Annotated in this window: 12 protein-coding genes, 1 other RNA gene and 1 pseudogene; 12 read left to right on the forward strand and 2 right to left on the reverse strand. The window is 68.7% G+C overall.

What is annotated here, in order from left to right:
• Positions 1 to 8: 8 nt before the first annotated feature.
• From ffs to LX88_RS06375, 5 genes are all read left to right on the forward strand, one after another.
• An RNA gene (gene ffs, locus LX88_RS06355) (signal recognition particle sRNA small type) lies at positions 9 to 103 on the forward strand.
• Positions 104 to 134: 31 nt separating this feature from the next.
• Positions 135 to 2,177 carry a DNA polymerase III subunit gamma and tau gene (locus LX88_RS06360; protein ID WP_258946852.1) on the forward strand — a complete coding sequence of 681 codons (2,043 nt, stop codon included), beginning with the start codon at positions 135 to 137 and terminating at the stop codon, positions 2,175 to 2,177.
• Positions 2,178 to 2,654: 477 nt separating this feature from the next.
• A complete protein-coding gene (locus LX88_RS06365) occupies positions 2,655 to 2,957 on the forward strand; it encodes a YbaB/EbfC family nucleoid-associated protein (protein ID WP_258947624.1) in 303 nt (100 codons plus the stop codon).
• Positions 2,958 to 2,960: 3 nt separating this feature from the next.
• Positions 2,961 to 3,569 carry a recombination mediator RecR gene (gene recR / locus LX88_RS06370; RefSeq protein WP_258946853.1) on the forward strand — a complete coding sequence of 203 codons (609 nt, stop codon included), beginning with the start codon at positions 2,961 to 2,963 and terminating at the stop codon, positions 3,567 to 3,569.
• Positions 3,570 to 3,610: 41 nt separating this feature from the next.
• Positions 3,611 to 4,087 (forward strand): uridine kinase family protein, encoded by a 477-nt coding sequence (locus tag LX88_RS06375; protein WP_258946854.1) that lies wholly within the window; start codon positions 3,611 to 3,613, stop codon positions 4,085 to 4,087.
• On the opposite strand, the gene LX88_RS06380 is transcribed toward LX88_RS06375, so the two are convergent.
• On the reverse strand, positions 4,063 to 7,341 hold the full coding sequence (locus LX88_RS06380) for an AfsR/SARP family transcriptional regulator (RefSeq protein WP_258946855.1): 3,279 nt from the start codon (positions 7,339 to 7,341) through the stop codon (positions 4,063 to 4,065). The two genes, LX88_RS06375 and LX88_RS06380, sit on opposite strands and share 25 nt — an antisense overlap.
• A 215-nt stretch (positions 7,342 to 7,556) precedes the next feature.
• Between LX88_RS06380 and LX88_RS06385 the strand changes: the two genes are divergently transcribed.
• From LX88_RS06385 to LX88_RS06410, 6 genes are all read left to right on the forward strand, one after another.
• On the forward strand, positions 7,557 to 9,236 hold the full coding sequence (locus tag LX88_RS06385; protein ID WP_258946856.1) for an ABC transporter substrate-binding protein: 1,680 nt from the start codon (positions 7,557 to 7,559) through the stop codon (positions 9,234 to 9,236).
• A 42-nt stretch (positions 9,237 to 9,278) separates the two neighbouring features.
• Positions 9,279 to 10,283, forward strand: coding sequence for an ABC transporter permease (locus tag LX88_RS06390; RefSeq protein WP_258946857.1), 1,005 nt, complete (start codon positions 9,279 to 9,281; stop codon positions 10,281 to 10,283).
• 5 nt (positions 10,284 to 10,288) lie between these two features.
• The gene (locus LX88_RS06395) at positions 10,289 to 11,212 is read left to right on the forward strand and encodes an ABC transporter permease (protein WP_258946858.1); all 924 of its coding nucleotides are present in this window, start codon (positions 10,289 to 10,291) and stop codon (positions 11,210 to 11,212) included.
• Between the two features lie 6 nt (positions 11,213 to 11,218).
• Entirely contained in the window at positions 11,219 to 12,217 is a 999-nt protein-coding gene (locus LX88_RS06400; RefSeq protein ID WP_258946859.1) for an ABC transporter ATP-binding protein, read from the forward strand.
• Positions 12,214 to 13,320: an ABC transporter ATP-binding protein gene (locus LX88_RS06405; RefSeq protein ID WP_258946860.1), complete on the forward strand. Its 1,107-nt coding sequence runs from the start codon at positions 12,214 to 12,216 to the stop codon at positions 13,318 to 13,320. The genes LX88_RS06400 and LX88_RS06405 overlap by 4 nt, the downstream gene beginning before the upstream one ends.
• Before the next feature lie 103 nt (positions 13,321 to 13,423).
• The gene (locus LX88_RS06410) at positions 13,424 to 14,005 is read left to right on the forward strand and encodes a TetR/AcrR family transcriptional regulator (RefSeq protein ID WP_258946861.1); all 582 of its coding nucleotides are present in this window, start codon (positions 13,424 to 13,426) and stop codon (positions 14,003 to 14,005) included.
• Positions 14,006 to 14,025: 20 nt separating this feature from the next.
• Here LX88_RS06410 and LX88_RS06415 read toward each other — a convergent pair.
• Positions 14,026 to 14,445: pseudogene (locus LX88_RS06415) on the reverse strand (DedA family protein); the annotation flags it as partial.
• Positions 14,446 to 14,730: 285 nt separating this feature from the next.
• On the opposite strand from LX88_RS06415, the gene LX88_RS06420 reads away from it, so the two are divergent.
• Entirely contained in the window at positions 14,731 to 16,299 is a 1,569-nt protein-coding gene (locus tag LX88_RS06420; RefSeq protein WP_258946862.1) for a discoidin domain-containing protein, read from the forward strand.
• Positions 16,300 to 16,302: the final 3 nt, after the last annotated feature.

A 16,302-nucleotide genomic window follows, 5' to 3' on the forward strand; every position in this document is an offset into this window, starting at 1 on the left:
ACACTTGCGTCGGACCTCGTGCGGCACACATCTCGCGAACCTCCCCAGGGCCGGAAGGCAGCAAGGATAAGCGGGCTCTGGTGGGTGCACGGGGTCCCCTTTTCGTGTCGGGGTCCACCGGTACTGTCTGCGGCGTGGCGCTCGCTCTGTATCGCAAGTACCGTCCGGCCACGTTCTCCGAGGTCGTTGGCCAGGAGCACGTGACCGACCCGCTGCGCGTCGCCCTGTCGGCAGGCCGGGTGAACCACGCCTACCTGTTCTCGGGCCCACGCGGCTGCGGCAAGACGTCGTCGGCCCGAATCCTGGCCCGCTCGCTCAACTGCGCGAAGGGCCCGACGCCCGATCCGTGCGGCGAGTGCAACAGCTGCATCGGCCTCGCCCCGAACGGCACCGGCACCGTCGACGTCGTGGAACTGGACGCGGCCTCGCACGGTGGTGTGGAAGACGCCCGCGACCTGCGTGACAAGGCCTTCTACGCCCCGGCCGAGTCCAAGTACCGCGTCTTCATCATCGACGAGGCGCACATGGTCACCACGCAGGGCTTCAACGCCCTGCTGAAGATCGTGGAAGAGCCGCCGGACCACCTGATCTTCATCTTCGCCACGACCGAACCGGACAAGGTCCTCCCGACCATCCGCTCGCGCACGCACCACTACCCGTTCCGCCTGATCCCGCCCGGCGTCATGCGCTCCCTGCTGGAACGCAACTGCGCCGCAGAGGGCGTGGCGGTGGAGCCGTCCGTCTTCCCGCTGGTGATCCGCGCGGGCGGCGGCTCGGCCAGGGACACCCAGTCCGTCATGGACCAGCTCCTCTCCGGCGCGGGCCCGGACGGCGTGAAGTACGAGCGAGCCATCTCGCTCCTGGGCGTCACCGACTCGGCCCTGATCAACGACGTGGTGGACGGCCTCTCCGCAGGAGACGGCGCGGCGGTCTACGGCACCATCGACCGCCTGGTGGACGCCGGCCACGACCCCCGCCGCTTCGCCTCGGACCTGCTCGACCGCCTCCGCGACCTGGTCCTGCTCTGCGCGGTCCCGGACGCCGCGGAACGCAACCTGGTCAGCGCCCCGGACGACGAAGTGGCCATCATGGCGGCCCAGGCAGAACGAATCGGCCCGGCAGCCCTGACCCGCTACGCCGAGATCGTCCACCAGGGCCTGGTCGACATGCGGGGCGCCACGGCCCCCCGCCTGCTCCTGGAACTACTCGTCTCCCGAATGCTCCTGCCGTCGGTGAGCCAGTCGGAAGCAGCCCTGCTCCAACGCCTGGAACAGCTCGAACGCCGCCCACCAGCGGCCATCGCGGCCGCCTCGGGCGAGCCCGCAGCCCCCGCGGGCGCCCCGGTCTTCACGCGCAGGTCCCAGCAACCGGCAGACCAGCCCGCGCCCCAGCCGGAACCGCAGCGAGCAGCCCCGACCCCGGTCGCAGCCGCTGCCCAGCCCGCACCCGCACCCACTCCGGCACCGGCAGCAGCCCCCACTCCAGTCGCCGCGCAGCCCACGCCCCCGGTAGCCGCACCGGTCGCGACCGCCGCACCCGCACAGCCCGCCGCCGCTGCTCCGGCCCCAGCCGCCACGGCTTCTGGCGCCATGGACGCGACGGCGGTCCGCCGAATCTGGTCGGAACTGCTGGCAGCGGTCCGCGCGACCAGCCGCAGCACCGAGGCGATGCTGACCAACGCCATGGTCAGCGAGGTGGACGGCAACGTGGTCACGATCACCCACACCTCGGCCCCACTGGCCCGCCGCCTGGCCGAGTCCCGCAACACCGAGGCCATCGCCACGGCCCTGGCCTCGGTACTGGGCGGCACCTGGCAGGTCCGCTGCACCCACGGCACCCCAGGCGCCACCCCACAACAGGCAACCCAGGCAAAGGCGGCCCGCCCGGCCCCCACCCGCCCGAGCCAGGCGCAGAACCAGCAGTCCCGCCCCCAGCCAGAACCACAACAGGCCCAGGCCCCGCGCCCACCGGTGGACGACGTCCCACCCCCGCCGGAGCCCCCGGAGCCCGATGACCCGCTCCCGCCGGAACCGGACGACGAAGAAGCAATGCTGGCCGAGGCCGCCCGCCCGGTGGACCCGGCCACGGTGAACGAGGTCCAGGCGAAGGACCCGGAGTCGGTATTGCTCCAACTCCTGGCAGACGAACTAGGCGCCCGCCCGTTGAAGAAGGCCTAGCCACACCGCACCAAGCAGGGACGGACCCCTGGCTCACGCACGGACCCCACGCTCATGCATGGAGCCCATGCTCACGCAGGGGTCCCCTTCGCATTCGGGCCCCCCGCGACCCAACATAGCGACGGGGTCTGACACTCCCGCGAAGCCGCAGGCGAGCAGTCCGAGCGCACGCTCAGGGAACACATCCCACCCCGCGAAGCCGAAGGCGAGCCGTCCTTACCGAACGGTCCGGGCGGGGTGGCTTCGTCACCCCACCAACGCGCCCCTCAAAGCAACGCGCCTTCCCAACGCAACAGGCGTGCCATCTACCCGCTGATGGCGTGGACCCCGGCTTTGGATCAGATTGGCGGGGTCTGGGGCGGAGCCCCAGGATTGAGGGTCTGGGACCGGAGCCCCAGGGAAACAGCCACGCCCCGTACCCTGGACCAGAACGAACCCCACCCGAGAGGACCAGCGGTGCAACCCGGTCAGTTCGACATGCAGGCCCTTCTCCAGCAGGCCCAGAACATGCAGCAGCAGATGGCGGACGCCCAGCAGCAGCTGGCCGAAACGCAGGTCACCGGCAACGCGGGCAACGGCCTGGTCACCGCTACGGTCACCGGCGGCGGCGAGCTGGTCAACCTCGCCATCGACCCGAAGATCGTGGACCCGGAGGACGTGGACACTCTCCAGGACCTGGTGATCGCCGCGATCAAGGACGCCAACGCCAAGGCGCAGGAGCTGGTGGAGCAGAAGCTCGGCCCGCTCGCCCAGGGCGGCCTCGGCGGATTGCTCGGCTAACACATGTACGAAGGCCCGGTACAGGACCTCATCGACGAACTGGGCAGACTCCCGGGTGTTGGTCCGAAGAGCGCCCAGCGCATCGCCTTCCACCTGCTGGCAACGGAATCCGCTGACATCGAGCGGCTGCAGCAGGCACTGCAGAAGGTGAAGGAAGGCGTCGTCTTCTGCGACGTCTGCGGCAACGTGAGTGCGGAGACCCGGTGCCGCATCTGCCGCGACCCCAAGCGTGACCTGAGCCTGGTCTGCGTGGTCGAGGAGCCCAAGGACGTTCAGGCCATCGAGCGCACCAGGGAGTTCAAGGGCCGCTACCACGTCCTGGGTGGCGCGCTCGACCCGTTGAGCGGTGTCGGCCCGGACCAGTTGCGGATCAGGCAGTTGCTGAACCGCATCGGCACGGCCGTCGACGGTGTCGACATCTCCGAGGTCATCATCGCCACGGACCCGAACACCGAGGGCGAGGCCACGGCCACCTATCTCGTCCGGATGCTCAGGGACTTCCCGGGGTTGTCCGTCACGCGCCTCGCCAGCGGGCTGCCGATGGGCGGCGACCTGGAGTTCGCGGACGAGCTGACGCTGGGACGTGCGCTATCTGGTCGCCGGAGCATGTAGCCGAAACTCCACCGCGGCTGGGCGACACCCGCCTGGTCGCGGTGGACGGGCCTTCGGGTGCGGGCAAGTCGACGTTCGCGAGGCACCTGGCGGACGAACTCGGTGCCCAGCTCATCAGCACCGACCACTTCGCCACTTGGGACGACCCCACGACGCAGTGGTGGCCGCGGCTGCAACGAGCACTCGACGAAGTCGCGCGGAACCGCGAAGGCAGCTACCGGAAAACCGACTGGTCCCCAGGGTTTCCGTGCATCGGAGAAGGCGACGAGGTCGTCATCACTCCACAAAGGACCATCATCCTGGAAGGCTTTTCCTCAGCCAGGAAAGCGAACACCCGCCTGAGCCTCGCGATCTTCGTGGACCACGAGGACGAACGGGCACGGCTCGAACGCGCGGTGAAACGCGACGGCGAGCACCAACGCGAGCACTTCATCCGTTGGCAGCAGTACGAAAGAGGCTGGTTCGCGGTCGACGAGACCAGGTCCAGGGCTGACTACGTTGTCACGTCAAGCAGTTGAGCCTCGACGACGGAAGCCTCAGGAGTCCCGATCGCGCTGAGGACCTCCAGCGACGTGGACCAGTACGACCGGGCACCATCGGAGTCACCCAAGGCGGAGGACGCGTCGCCGGCCAGCTGCAGCGCGCGCCCGAACACCCAGCGGTGACCGGAGTCCGAGCCGACCGAAACGGCCCGCAGGGCGCATTCCAGGGCGCCCTCGGCGTTCGAGGTGTCGAGGTGGGTGCGGCCGAGCACGAGCAGCGCCTCCATCTCGGCCAGGCGGAACTGCGACTTGCCCGCTTCGACCAGCGCCGCGGTGGCCGTCGACAGGGCCTCCTCGTAACGGCCGACCGCGCGGTAGGAGGAGGCCAGGCCGCGGCGGGCCGAGCAGATGCCCCACGAGTAACCGGTCTCCAGGCCGATGGCCAGCGCGGACGAGAACTGCTCCGAAGCCTCCTCGTAGCGACCGCCGCCTTCCAGCGCGCGACCGAGCAGGTTCTGCGCGTCGCAGACGCTCTTGACGTTCTCCAGGTCCTGCGCGATCTGCATGGCGGCGGACGCTTCGAGTGCGGCTTCCTCGTAACGGCCGCGCATGATCAGCGTGATGGCCATGCCCTCGTGCATGGTGTGCCCGAAGTTCCGGGCGGCCGCACGTTCGTACAGCTCACGTGCGCGCACGAAGTAGTCCTCGCCGAGGTCCGGCTTGCCGCGCCACGCCTGCACCTCGCCCAGCGCGCGCATCGAGTTCGCCTGCAGGATCCACGAGTCGAGGCGCTTGCCGTCTTCCAGTGCTTCCTCGAACGTCGACGCGGCGCGGTCGAGCTGGCCGAGCTGCATGTAGACGCCGCCGAGGTTGAACAGCGCGTTCGCGAGCAGTTGGTCCGCGCCGACCCGGCGGGCGATCACCAGGGCCCGTTCGAGGTGGTCGGCGGCGTGTTCGAGCTCGCCCAGGTCGATGTGGACGCTGCCCGCGTTGGACAGGACGGCGGCCTCGGCCTGGGGCAGGTCGATGTGCTCCTGCAGGGCGATGGCCTGCTGGTAGTAGCCGAGCGCGTTGCGGTGCTGCCCGGTCACCCAGTACAGCGTGCCCAGGGAGGACAGCATCGCGAGCTGGCCGAGCTCGTCCCGCGGCGCGCGGGCACCCAGCAGGCCGGCCTTCGCGGTCTCCCGCCACTCCGCCGTCAACGACTGCGTGTAGAAGTAGCCGCGCAGGGCGTCGGCCAGCTGCCACGGCGAGTTCTCGGGATCGCGTTCGACGGAGTGCGCCACCAGCGCGACCAGGTTGGCGCGTTCGACGTCCAGCCAGGTCAGGGCCTCGGTGGAGGTGCTGAACGTTCGCGGCACCACGCCGTCGAGCGGGTCGGGGCGGGGGAAGCGGAACAGCGTCGACTTCATCGCCGAGGTGGCGTTGTCGACCGAGCGCACCGCCCAGTCCAGCAGCCGCCGCAACGCGAGGCGCGCGTCCGCACGGCCCTCCTCGAACGCCAGGCGCTCGGCCGCGTAGTCGCGCAGCAGGTCGTGGAACTGGTAGCGGGACGGCGCGTGGTTCGAGATCAGGTTCGCGGTGGCCAGGCGGTCCAGCCGCCGGCGGGCGTCCTGGGTGGTCAGCCCGCTCAGCGCGGCCGCCATCTCGGGTGTGAAGTCCGTGCCGGGCACCAGTGACAGCACCCGGAACATCTGCGCGAGCTCGGGCTTCAACGCCGTGTAGGAGAGGTCGAACGCCGCGTGCACCGCGACCCGTTCGTCGCCCTCGACGGCCAGGGCCGCGAGCCGGTTGCCCGCCCGCAGCTCCTCCACGTAGTCCGCGATGGACAGCTCGGGGCGCGACACGAGGTTCGCGGCCGCGATACGCAAAGCCAATGGCAGGTGCGCGCAGAGGGCCGCCAGCTCCAGCGCCGCGTCCTCCTGGGACGCCACCTCGTCCGCACCCAAAATACCTGCGAGGAGTGACTTCGTCTCGTGCCAGTCGAGCACGTCGAGCCGCACGTTCGACGCCGCGTGCGAGACGGCCAGGCCGCGCAACGTGTCGCGCGACGTCACCAGCACCGCGCACCCCGGCGAACCGGGCAGCAGGGGACGGATCTGCTCGGCGGAGGACGCGTTGTCCAGCAGCAACAGGACCCGCTGACCGGTCAGCGTGGACCGGAACATCGCCTCCTGCTCGTCCTGGTCCAGCGGCACCTGGTCGGGCTCGGTGCCCAGCGCGCGCAGGAACCGGGGCAGCACGTCCACCGCGCTCAACGGCGGTCCGGGGGCGTATCCGCGCAGGTTGACGTACAGCTGACCGTCCGCGAAGTCGGCGCGCATCCGGTGTGCCGCGTGCACGGCCAGCGCCGTCTTGCCCACGCCCGGCGGCCCGGCCAGCGTCACGACCGGCACGCCTTGGGCGGTCCGCAGCAGGGCCACGATCAGCGACACGGCCTCGTCGCGGCCGACGAAGTCGGGGATGTCCGCGGGCAGCTGCGACGGCACGACCCGTTCCGGCTTCGCGGCGACCACCGGCGCACCGGCCGAGGCGGCCACCGCGTTGATCGACCCGGACAGCACCTGGCCGTGCACGCGCCGCAGCTCATCGCCGGGGTCGATGCCCAGCTCGCCGCCCAGCAACCGCGAAACGCGCTGGTAGGCGGCCAGCGCCTCGCTCTGCCGGCCGGACCGGTACAGCGCCACCATCAGCTGCGCCCAGAACCGCTCGCGCAACGGGTGCTCGCTGGTCAGCCGGGACAGTTCCGCGACCAGCTCGCCGTGGCGGCCCAGTTCGAGATCGACCTCGACGCGGCGTTCCAGCACGTGCAGGCGGCGTTCGTCGAGCCGCGGCACCTCGTCGCGGTGCAGGACTTCCGACGGCACGTCCACCAGGGCCGGACCGCGCCAGAGGCCCAGCGCGGCGGCGAACGCGGCGGACGCGGCCTGCAGGTTCCCGGCGGACCGCTCCTGCTCGCCCTGCTCGATCAGGGGTTCGAAGCGCAGAAGGTCAATGGTCTTCTCGTCGACGTCGATCAGGTACCCGTCGGGCACTGTCTTGATCGGTACGGACGGCCCGAGCAGCTGTCTGAGACGCATCACATATGTCTGAAGTGTCGCGCGCGCACGCGCCGGTGGATCTTCGCCCCACACGTTTGCGGCGAGCTCGTCGACGGACACCGACGTGCCCGCGCGCAGCAGCAGCGACACGAGCAACGCGCGCTGCCGACCGGCCCTGACCAGCAGAGGTTCGCCGTCGAGGAGGACCTGGAGGGGGCCGAGCACGCGGAACTCGACCAGCCTGCTCATGTGACCTCCTCCGCGTGTCGTTGTTGTTTCTACAGCCTAGGAGAGCCTCCGACGCATCACCGTGCTCACGTTGGGTCAGCGGCCGTGCGCCGGACGTATCAGAATGCCTGGTCTAGTGGCCGGATCGTGACCTGAGTAACCCCGGACGGGGTATCTACAACGGTTATGGTCGGCGACCACACCGTGAGATGTGCGGATTGTCCAAGGGGTGTTTGATGGTCCACTCAGTAACGGCTCGCCGCCGTTGGGTTGCCGCGATCGGCTTCCTCAGCGTCAGCGCGCTCGCCCTGTCCGGTTGCGCGCAATCCCAGCGCGACTCTGGCGGCGGCGGCAAGGAAGGCGGCACGCTGACCTTCGGCGCTGCCGGCGCGCCGAAGCTCTTCGACCCGTTCTACGCGACCGACGGTGAGACCTTCCGGGTCTCCCGCCAGATGTTCGAGGGTCTGGTCGGCTTCAAGCCGGGTACCGCCGAGGTCGAGCCCGCGCTGGCCACGAAGTACGAGCCGAGTGCAGATGGCAAGACGTGGACGTTCACCCTCAAGGAGGGCGTGAAGTTCCACGACGGCACGGACTTCAACGCCGAGGCCACCTGCTTCAACTTCAACCGCTGGTACAACCAGAAGGGCGCCGGCCAGTCCGACGCCGTCTCGCAGTACTGGCTGGACAACTTCGGCGGGTTCGCGACCACGCCGGACAAGCCCTCGCTGTTCAAGTCCTGCACGGCCAAGGACGCCAAGACCGCGGTGGTCGAGCTGAACGAGGTCACCTCGCAGTTCCCGTCGGTCCTCGGCTTCACGTCGTTCTCGATCTCCAGCCCCGACGCGCTGAAGAAGTACGACGCGGACAACGTCCAGGCCGCCGGTGACGCGTTCACCTACCCGGCCTACGCGAACGAGCACCCGACCGGCACGGGCCCGTTCAAGTTCGGCAAGTACGACAAGGCCAACAACACCGTGGAGCTCGTGAAGAACGACGCCTACCACGGCACGAAGGCCAAGCTGGACAAGCTCGTCTTCAAGATCATCCCGGACGAGACCGCCCGCAAGCAGGCGCTCAAGGCCGGCGACATCGACGGCTACGACCTGCCGAACGCGGCGGACTGGGCCGGTCTGAAGACCGACGGCTTCAACGTCGCGATCCGTCCCGCCTTCAACGTGTTCTACCTGGGCATCAACCAGAAGAACAACCCGAAGCTCGCGGACCTCAAGGTGCGCCAGGCGCTGCAGTACGCGATCAACCGCGAGCAGCTGGTCAAGTCGCAGCTGCCCGAGGGCGCCAAGGTCGCGACGCAGTTCATGCCGGACACCGTCAACGGCTACAACAAGGACCTCAAGGCCGTCGGCTACGACGCCGCCAAGGCGAAGTCCCTGCTGGCCGAGGCCGGTGCCTCCGACCTGACGCTGAAGTTCTACTGGCCGTCCGAGGTCACGCGTCCGTACATGCCGAACCCGAAGGACCTGTTCGGCGCGATCTCCGGTGACCTGCAGGCCGCCGGCATCAAGATCGAGGTCACCACGAAGCCGTGGAACGGCGGCTACCTGACCGACGTCGACAACGGTGCCCCGGACCTGTTCCTGCTGGGCTGGACCGGCGACAACGGCACGGCGCACAACTGGGTCGGCACGTTCTTCGGCCGCACCGACAACCGCTTCAACACCGGTGTGTCCGCGTGGGGCAACTCCCTCAAGGACGACCTCGCCAAGGCGAACTCCGAGCCGAACGAGGCCAACCGCACGAAGCTGTACGAAGAGATCAACAAGAAGATCATGGACGAGTACCTGCCCGCGATCCCGATCTCGCACTCCCCGCCCGCTCTGGTGTTGAAGTCGGACATCAAGGGTGTCGTCCCGAGCCCGCTGACCGACGAGAAGTTCGGCCCGGCCTCCAAGGGCTGAGCTGACTAGCTCCCACCACAAGAGAACAACGGGGTAGCTCAAGTGCTCCGCTACACCATTCGACGGCTGGTCCAGCTGGTCGGCGTGGTGCTGGTGCTCTCGCTGCTGCTCTTCGCGTGGATGCGCCTCCTCCCAGGAGGGCCGGTTTCGGCCCTCCTGGGAGAGCGCGCTACGCCGGAGTCGCGAGAAGCCCTCACCAAGCAACTCGGCCTCGATCAGCCGATCATCGTGCAGTACTTCAAGTTCCTCGGGCGCGCGGCGTCCGGTGACTTCGGCGTCTCCACCGGTGTTCAGCCCGGTGACTCGGCGCTCGACATCTTCGTCCAGCGGTTCCCCGCGACGATCGAACTCAGCTTCTTCGCGATCCTGCTTGCGATCCTCGTCGGCGTCCCGCTCGGTTACCTCGCCGCGAAGCGTCGCGGCGGCTGGTTCGACAACCTCAGCGTCATCGGCTCGCTCATCGGCGTGGCCGTGCCGGTGTTCTTCCTGGCCTACGTGCTCAAGGACGCGGCGTCGGCCGCTCTCGGCCTTCCCTCGTTCGGCCGCCAGGGTGACATCAACGCCACTCGCGTCACCGGCTTCTTCACCCTCGACGGCATCCTCACCGGTGAGTTCGACGCGACGCTGGACGCGTTGAAGCACCTGATCCTGCCGGCCATCGCTCTCGCCACGATCCCGTTCGCGGTGATCTTCCGGATCACTAGGGCGGCCGTGCTCGACGTGCTCGACGAGGACTTCGTGCGCACCGCCGAGTCGAAGGGCCTCACCGCATCGGTGATCCGCCGCCGGCACGTGATGCGCAACTCGATGCTGCCGGTCGTCACGACGATCGGTCTGCAGACCGGCGCACTGCTCTCCGGCGCGGTGCTCACCGAGAAGGTGTTCGTGATCCCCGGTGTCGGCCAGGCGCTCGCCATCGGGTTCGAACGGCGTGACTACCCGGTGCTGCTGCTGTTGATCATCATGGCCACGATCGTCTACGTCGTGGTCAACCTGTTGGTCGACCTCTCGTACGCGCTCATCGACCCGCGCATCAGGACGAGGTGAGCGCAGTGGCACTCGGAGTCACCAAGAAGGAAAAGATCGACGACCTCGCCGGCACCGCGGGCGTGTCGCTCGCGGCGAGCGCGTGGAAGCGGCTTCGGCGCAGCCCGGTGTTCCTCATCGGCGCGACCATCATCGGCATCTTCATCGTGGTGTCGCTGCTGTCGCCGTGGCTCGCCCCGCACGACCCGTCCGACAAGATGCTGATCGAGCAGGTCGTCAAGGCGCGCAACGAGATCCCGCCCGCTCAGCCGGGCCACCCGCTGGGTGGTGACCTGCAGGGCCGCGACTTCTTCTCGCGCCTGCTGGTCGGCTCGCAGCAGACGTTGATCGTCGGTGTCGGCGCGACGCTGATCGGCCTCACCGGCGGCCTGATCCTGGGCACGCTCGCGGGCGCCATCGGCGGCTGGGTCGACTCGATCGTCATGCGCCTGGTCGACGTCATGCTGTCGCTGCCGTCGCTGCTGCTGGCGTTCTCGATCGCGGCGATGTTCGCGCGGCCGAGCCAGTTCACCGTGATCCTCGCGGTCGCGATCGTGCAGATACCCGTGTTCGCCCGGTTGCTCAGAGGCTCGATGCTCGCGCAACGGCACAGCGACCACGTGCTGGCGGCCACGGCGCTCGGCGTGAAGAAGGGCGCGATCGTGTTCCGGCACATGCTGCCGAACTCGCTCAGCCCGGTGATCGTGCAGTCCACGCTCGTCCTGGCCACCGCGATCATCGAGGCGGCCGCCCTGTCGTTCCTCGGTCTCGGCAACCCGGACGACCGGATCCCGGAGTGGGGGCAGATGCTCGGCGACGTGCAGAACGTCTTCGACACGCATCCGCACCTCGCCGCGTGGCCCGCGGTCTGCATCATCATCGTCGCGCTCGGTTTCACGCTCATGGGCGAGACCCTGCGTGAAGCCCTCGACCCGAAGAACAGGCGGTGAGTCGTCGTGGCACTGCTCGAAGTTCGTGACCTCACCGTCGTGTTCCAGCGTCGTGGCGAGGAACCGTTCCGCGCGGTCGACGGCGTCAGCTTCGACGTCGAGCCCGGCCAGACCGTCGGCCTCGTCGGCGAGTCGGGCTGCGGCAAGTCCGTGACATCGTTGGCGATCATGGGTCTGCTGCCCAAGCGCGGCGCCACGGTCACCGGCACCGTCACCTACGACGGCACGGACCTGCTGAAGCTGTCGGACAAGCAGATGCGCGACAAGCGCGGCAGCGAGCTCGGCATGGTCTTCCAGGACCCGCTGTCGTCGCTCAACCCGGTCATCCCGATCGGCCTGCAGGTCACCGAGGTGCTCGAACGGCACCGCGGCCTGGCACGCAAGGAAGCGATGATCGAGGCGAAGAACCTCCTCGACAAGGTCGGCATCCCGGACCCGAACCGCCGGCTCAAGGAGTACCCGCACCAGCTCTCCGGCGGCATGCGGCAGCGCGCGCTCATCGCGATCGCGCTGGCGTGCCGGCCGAAGCTGCTGATCGCGGACGAGCCGACGACGGCGCTGGACGTGACCATCCAGGCCCAGATCCTGTCGCTGATGAAGGAACTGGTGCAGGACCTCGGCACCGCGCTCGTGATGATCACCCACGACCTGGGTGTCGTCGCGGGCCTGTGCGACGAGGTCAACGTGCTGTACGGCGGCAAGGTGGTCGAGAAGGCCAACCGGCACCCGCTCTTCGCGGAGCCGCGCCACCCGTACACGCACGGCCTGCTGGCCTCGATCCCGCGCCTCGACGCGGCGCCCGGCGAGAAGCTGACGCCGATCAGGGGCTCCGTCGCGGACAACATCCCGTGGACGCAGGGCTGCGCCTTCGCGCCCCGGTGCCCGAACGCGCTGGACGTGTGCGTTCAGGTCACGCCCGCGGAAGAGGACCAGCTGGGTCGCCTGCTCCGCTGCCACAACCCGGTGGTGCCGGGAACTCCCGCCGCCGAGGAGGTGCCGGTATGAGCGAGACCCTGGTTTCCGTGCAGGACATGAAGGTGCACTTCCCGATCAAGCGGGGCGTGTTCATGGACCGCACCGTCGGCTACGTCTACGCGGTCGACGGCGTCGACCTGGAGATCAAGCGCGGCGAGACGTACGGCCTGGTCGGCGAGTCCGGTTGCGGCAAGTCCACCCTCGGGCGGGCGATGCTGCGGCTCAACGAGCCGACCTCGGGCAAGATGGTCTTCGACGGTCAGGACTTCTCCGCCCTCAAGGGCGAGGAGCTGCGCAAGATGCGGCGCCGGATCCAGATGGTGTTCCAGGACCCGCTGTCGTCGCTCGACCCGCGCCAGTCCGTGGAGTCGATCCTGATCGAGGGCCTGCGGGCGCACGGCCTGGACAAGGGCAAGGAGTCGACCAACAAGCGGCTCCGCGAACTGCTCACGGCTGTCGGCCTGCCGACCACCGCGCTGCGCAAGTACCCGCACGAGTTCTCGGGCGGTCAGCGGCAGCGCATCGGCATCGCGCGGGCCCTGGCCCTCGAGCCGGACCTGATCGTCGCCGACGAGCCGGTGTCCGCGCTGGACGTGTCGGTGCAGGCGCAGGTCGTGAACCTGATGGAACAGCTCCAGGAGCAGTTCGGCCTGACCTACCTGGTGATCGCGCACGACCTCGCGGTCGTGAAGCACATCTCCGACCGCGTGGGCGTGATGTACCTCGGCGGCCTGGTCGAGGAGGCCTCGGCCGAGGACCTCTACGCCGAGCCGCTGCACCCGTACACGCGGGCGCTGCTGTCGGCGATCCCGGTGCCCGACCCCGTGGTCGAGGACCGGCGCGAACGGATCCTGCTCGCGGGCGACCTCCCGTCGCCGGCGAACCCGCCCACCGGTTGCCGGTTCCACACCCGGTGCCCGTGGCGGCAGGAGACCAAGTGCGACACCGAACGGCCCGCGCTGCGCGAGCTCAAGCCGGGGCACAAGGTGGCGTGCCACTGGGCCGAGCAGATCCAGTCCGGCCAGATCCAGCCGCACGAGGTGAAGCCGATCCTGGTGGAGGAGGGCGACGGCCTGTCGCCCGACATCCCCCTGGTAGGCCCAGCCTCGGTGACCGAGGCTCTCAACCCCTAGTTCGGAACCGCACGCGGGGACCTTTCGTACTCCATGTGAGTACGAAAGGTCCCCGCGTGCGTTTCGATAGGCGGGCTTGAGGGGTGGGTGGTCCAGTTCTGGGATGGACAGTCGTGGGTCGATCCTCCTGAGAGCTGCGGAGATCGCGTCCGTCGACGGGCTCGAAGGAGTCACGATCGGGCGGCTCGCGGTCGAGCTCGGCATGAGCAAGAGCGGGGTGTTCTCGCACTTCGGCGCCAAGGAAGAACTGCAGATCTGCACCGTGCACACGGCCGCGGAGATCTTCGCGCACGAGGTCGTGATGGCGGGCGGAACGATCCTGGACCTGAGCGAACGCTGGCTCGACTACTCGAAGCGCCGCGTGTTCCCCGGCGGCTGCTTCTTCGTCGTGACGCGCTCGGAGTTCGCTGCTCGCCCCGGCCGCGTGCGGGACGCGCTGATGCTCTTCAACCTGCGCTGGATCTCACTGCTGGAACGGCTGTGCGGCGACGCCCAGATGGCGTTCGAGGTGGACGCCCTGCTGGCGGCCGCGGACCGGTTCGCGGTGCTCTACGACGACGCCTCGGCGTACGAGAGAGTGCGGTCGGCGTTGCGCGCACGGATCGCCATGCCGACCGGGATGGAGATGAGCGTGGCCACGCCGAACGACAACAGCATCGCGAGCCACGCCTCGTCGACGAGCTGACCGCCGATGTACCCCACGGTGGCGGGGTAGAGGCTCCACAGCGCCGACCCGAGCGCCGCGACCGGCACGAACCGGCGCAGCGGCCACTTCAGCGCCCCCGTCAGCAGCGCCCCGACGATACCGCCGGCGGGCAGGAACCGTGCCGCGATGAGGATCGTCTCGCCCTTGGTCGCGAGCTGGTCGGCCGTCCACACGACCATCGACCGCGCCTTGGCGTTCCTGTTGACCTTGTCGAGGGCCCGCATCCCCATCCGGCGCCCCGCGGTAAAGTTGATCATGTCACTGAGCAGGCAGCCGGCCGCGGCGACGAGCACGACCAGGTAGAGCGGCACCTCACCGGACGCAGCCAGGACGCCGGCGCCGATGAGCACTGCCTCCGTCGGTGCCAGTGGCACCACGGCGACCAGGAACAGCACTACGAGGCTGGCTGCGGTGCTCATGATCGGTGAACGTACGTGACCCAGGTGAACAATCCCGACCTGGGTGTTTCTTCAGCGTGCCCACAGGTATGAGGCCCGAGCGGCGCGCACTGTCCAAAAGGGCATGTCTGGGCTTGGCCTTCTTCCGGGTGTGAGCCAGGTCATGAGCGGTGTGGCGGCCCAGTTCCCGTGCGGTCCGGCGTTCTGCCGTTGACCTGCTCGTTCGGTCGACCCTAGCGTCCCGAATCAATTGGGAAGCTTGTTAACCAATCCTTCGAGCCGCCGCCTTCGCCCAGGAGGAACGAAGTGATCAAAAAGCACACCAGAGCCGGTGTCGCGATAGCCCTGTTCGCGTTGGTGGTCCCCCAGATCGCCGCGTCGGGCACGGCCAACGCGGCTGATTCCCTGCTGTCCGCCAACAAACCCACCACCGTCTCGTCCGTCGAGGCCGAGACCTTCGGCGGCGCCAACGCCGTCGACGGGAACTCGGCCACCCGGTGGGCGAGCCTCGAGGGCGTCGATCCGCAGTGGATCGCCGTCGACCTCGGTGGCGCCGCCACCGTGTCCAAGGTCAAGATCAACTGGGAGGCCGCGTACGCCTCCGAGTACAAGATCCAGACCTCGAACGACGGCTCGACGTGGACCACCGGCAAGACCCTCACCGGTCAGAACGGTGGCATCGACGAGACGACGCTGAGCGCGTCAGGCCGCTACGTGCGGGTCTACGGCACCAAGCGCGGCACGGCGTGGGGTTACTCGATCTTCGACCTCGAGGTCTGGGGCAGCTCGGGTGGCGCCGACCCCACGCCGCCGACCGCGCCCAGCGCTCTCACCTCGACCGGCACCACGTCGAGCTCGGTCAGTCTGCAGTGGACGGCCGCGACCGACAACGTCGGCGTGACCGGCTACGACGTCCTGCGCAACGGCAGTGTCGTGGGCACCCCGACCGGCACCACGTTCACCGACACGGGCCTCGCGTCCGGCACCGCGTTCACCTACACCGTCAAGGCGCGTGACGCGGCCGGCAACCTCGGTCCCGCGAGCAACTCGGTGCAGGCGACGACCCTGCCGCCCGCACCCGGCGACACCATCACGGTCGTCGCGGCCGGCGACATCGCGTCGCTGACCAACACCGAGCACTACGAGACGGCGAGGCTGATCGACCAGATCAAGCCGAACCACGTGCTCACCGTCGGCGACAACCAGTACGACAGCGGCACGCTCTCGGAGTTCAAGGCCCACTACGACAAGTCGTGGGGCAAGTTCAAGAGCATCACCCACCCCGCGACCGGCAACCACGAGTGGGAGGACAACCTCAACGGGTACAAGTCCTACTTCGGTGCCCAGGCCTACCCGCAGGGCAAGCCGTACTACAGCTGGGACGCCGGTGACTTCCACTTCGTCTCGGTCGACTCCCAGAAGATGTACGACACGGGTGCCGACTCGACGCAGATGAGCTGGCTCAAGGCCGACCTCGCCGCGAACACCAAGGCGTGCGTCGTCGGTTACTGGCACCACCCGCGCTTCAACTCGGGTGAGTACGGCGACAAGTCCAAGATGACGACGGTGTGGAACGCCTTCGCCGACGCCAAGGCGGACCTGGTGCTCAGCGGTCACGACCACCACTACGAGCGACTGGCCCCGCTGAACAAGAGCGGCGCTGTCGACCAGGCCAACGGCATGCGCTCCGCGATCATCGGCATCGGCGGTGACTACCTCTACTCCAACGTCAAGCCCCGTGCGGGCGTGGAGAAGTGGTTCGCGGACTCGCACGGCGTCGTGAAGTTCACGCTGTCCGGTCGCTCCTACTCGTGGGAGGTCATCGACACCGCGGGCAGGGTGCGCGACAAGGCCGGTCCTTACAACTGTCGTTGATCT

It is taken from the genome of Lentzea californiensis (assembly GCF_024648825.1).
GTDB classification, from domain to species: Bacteria; Actinomycetota; Actinomycetes; order Mycobacteriales; family Pseudonocardiaceae; genus Lentzea; species Lentzea californiensis.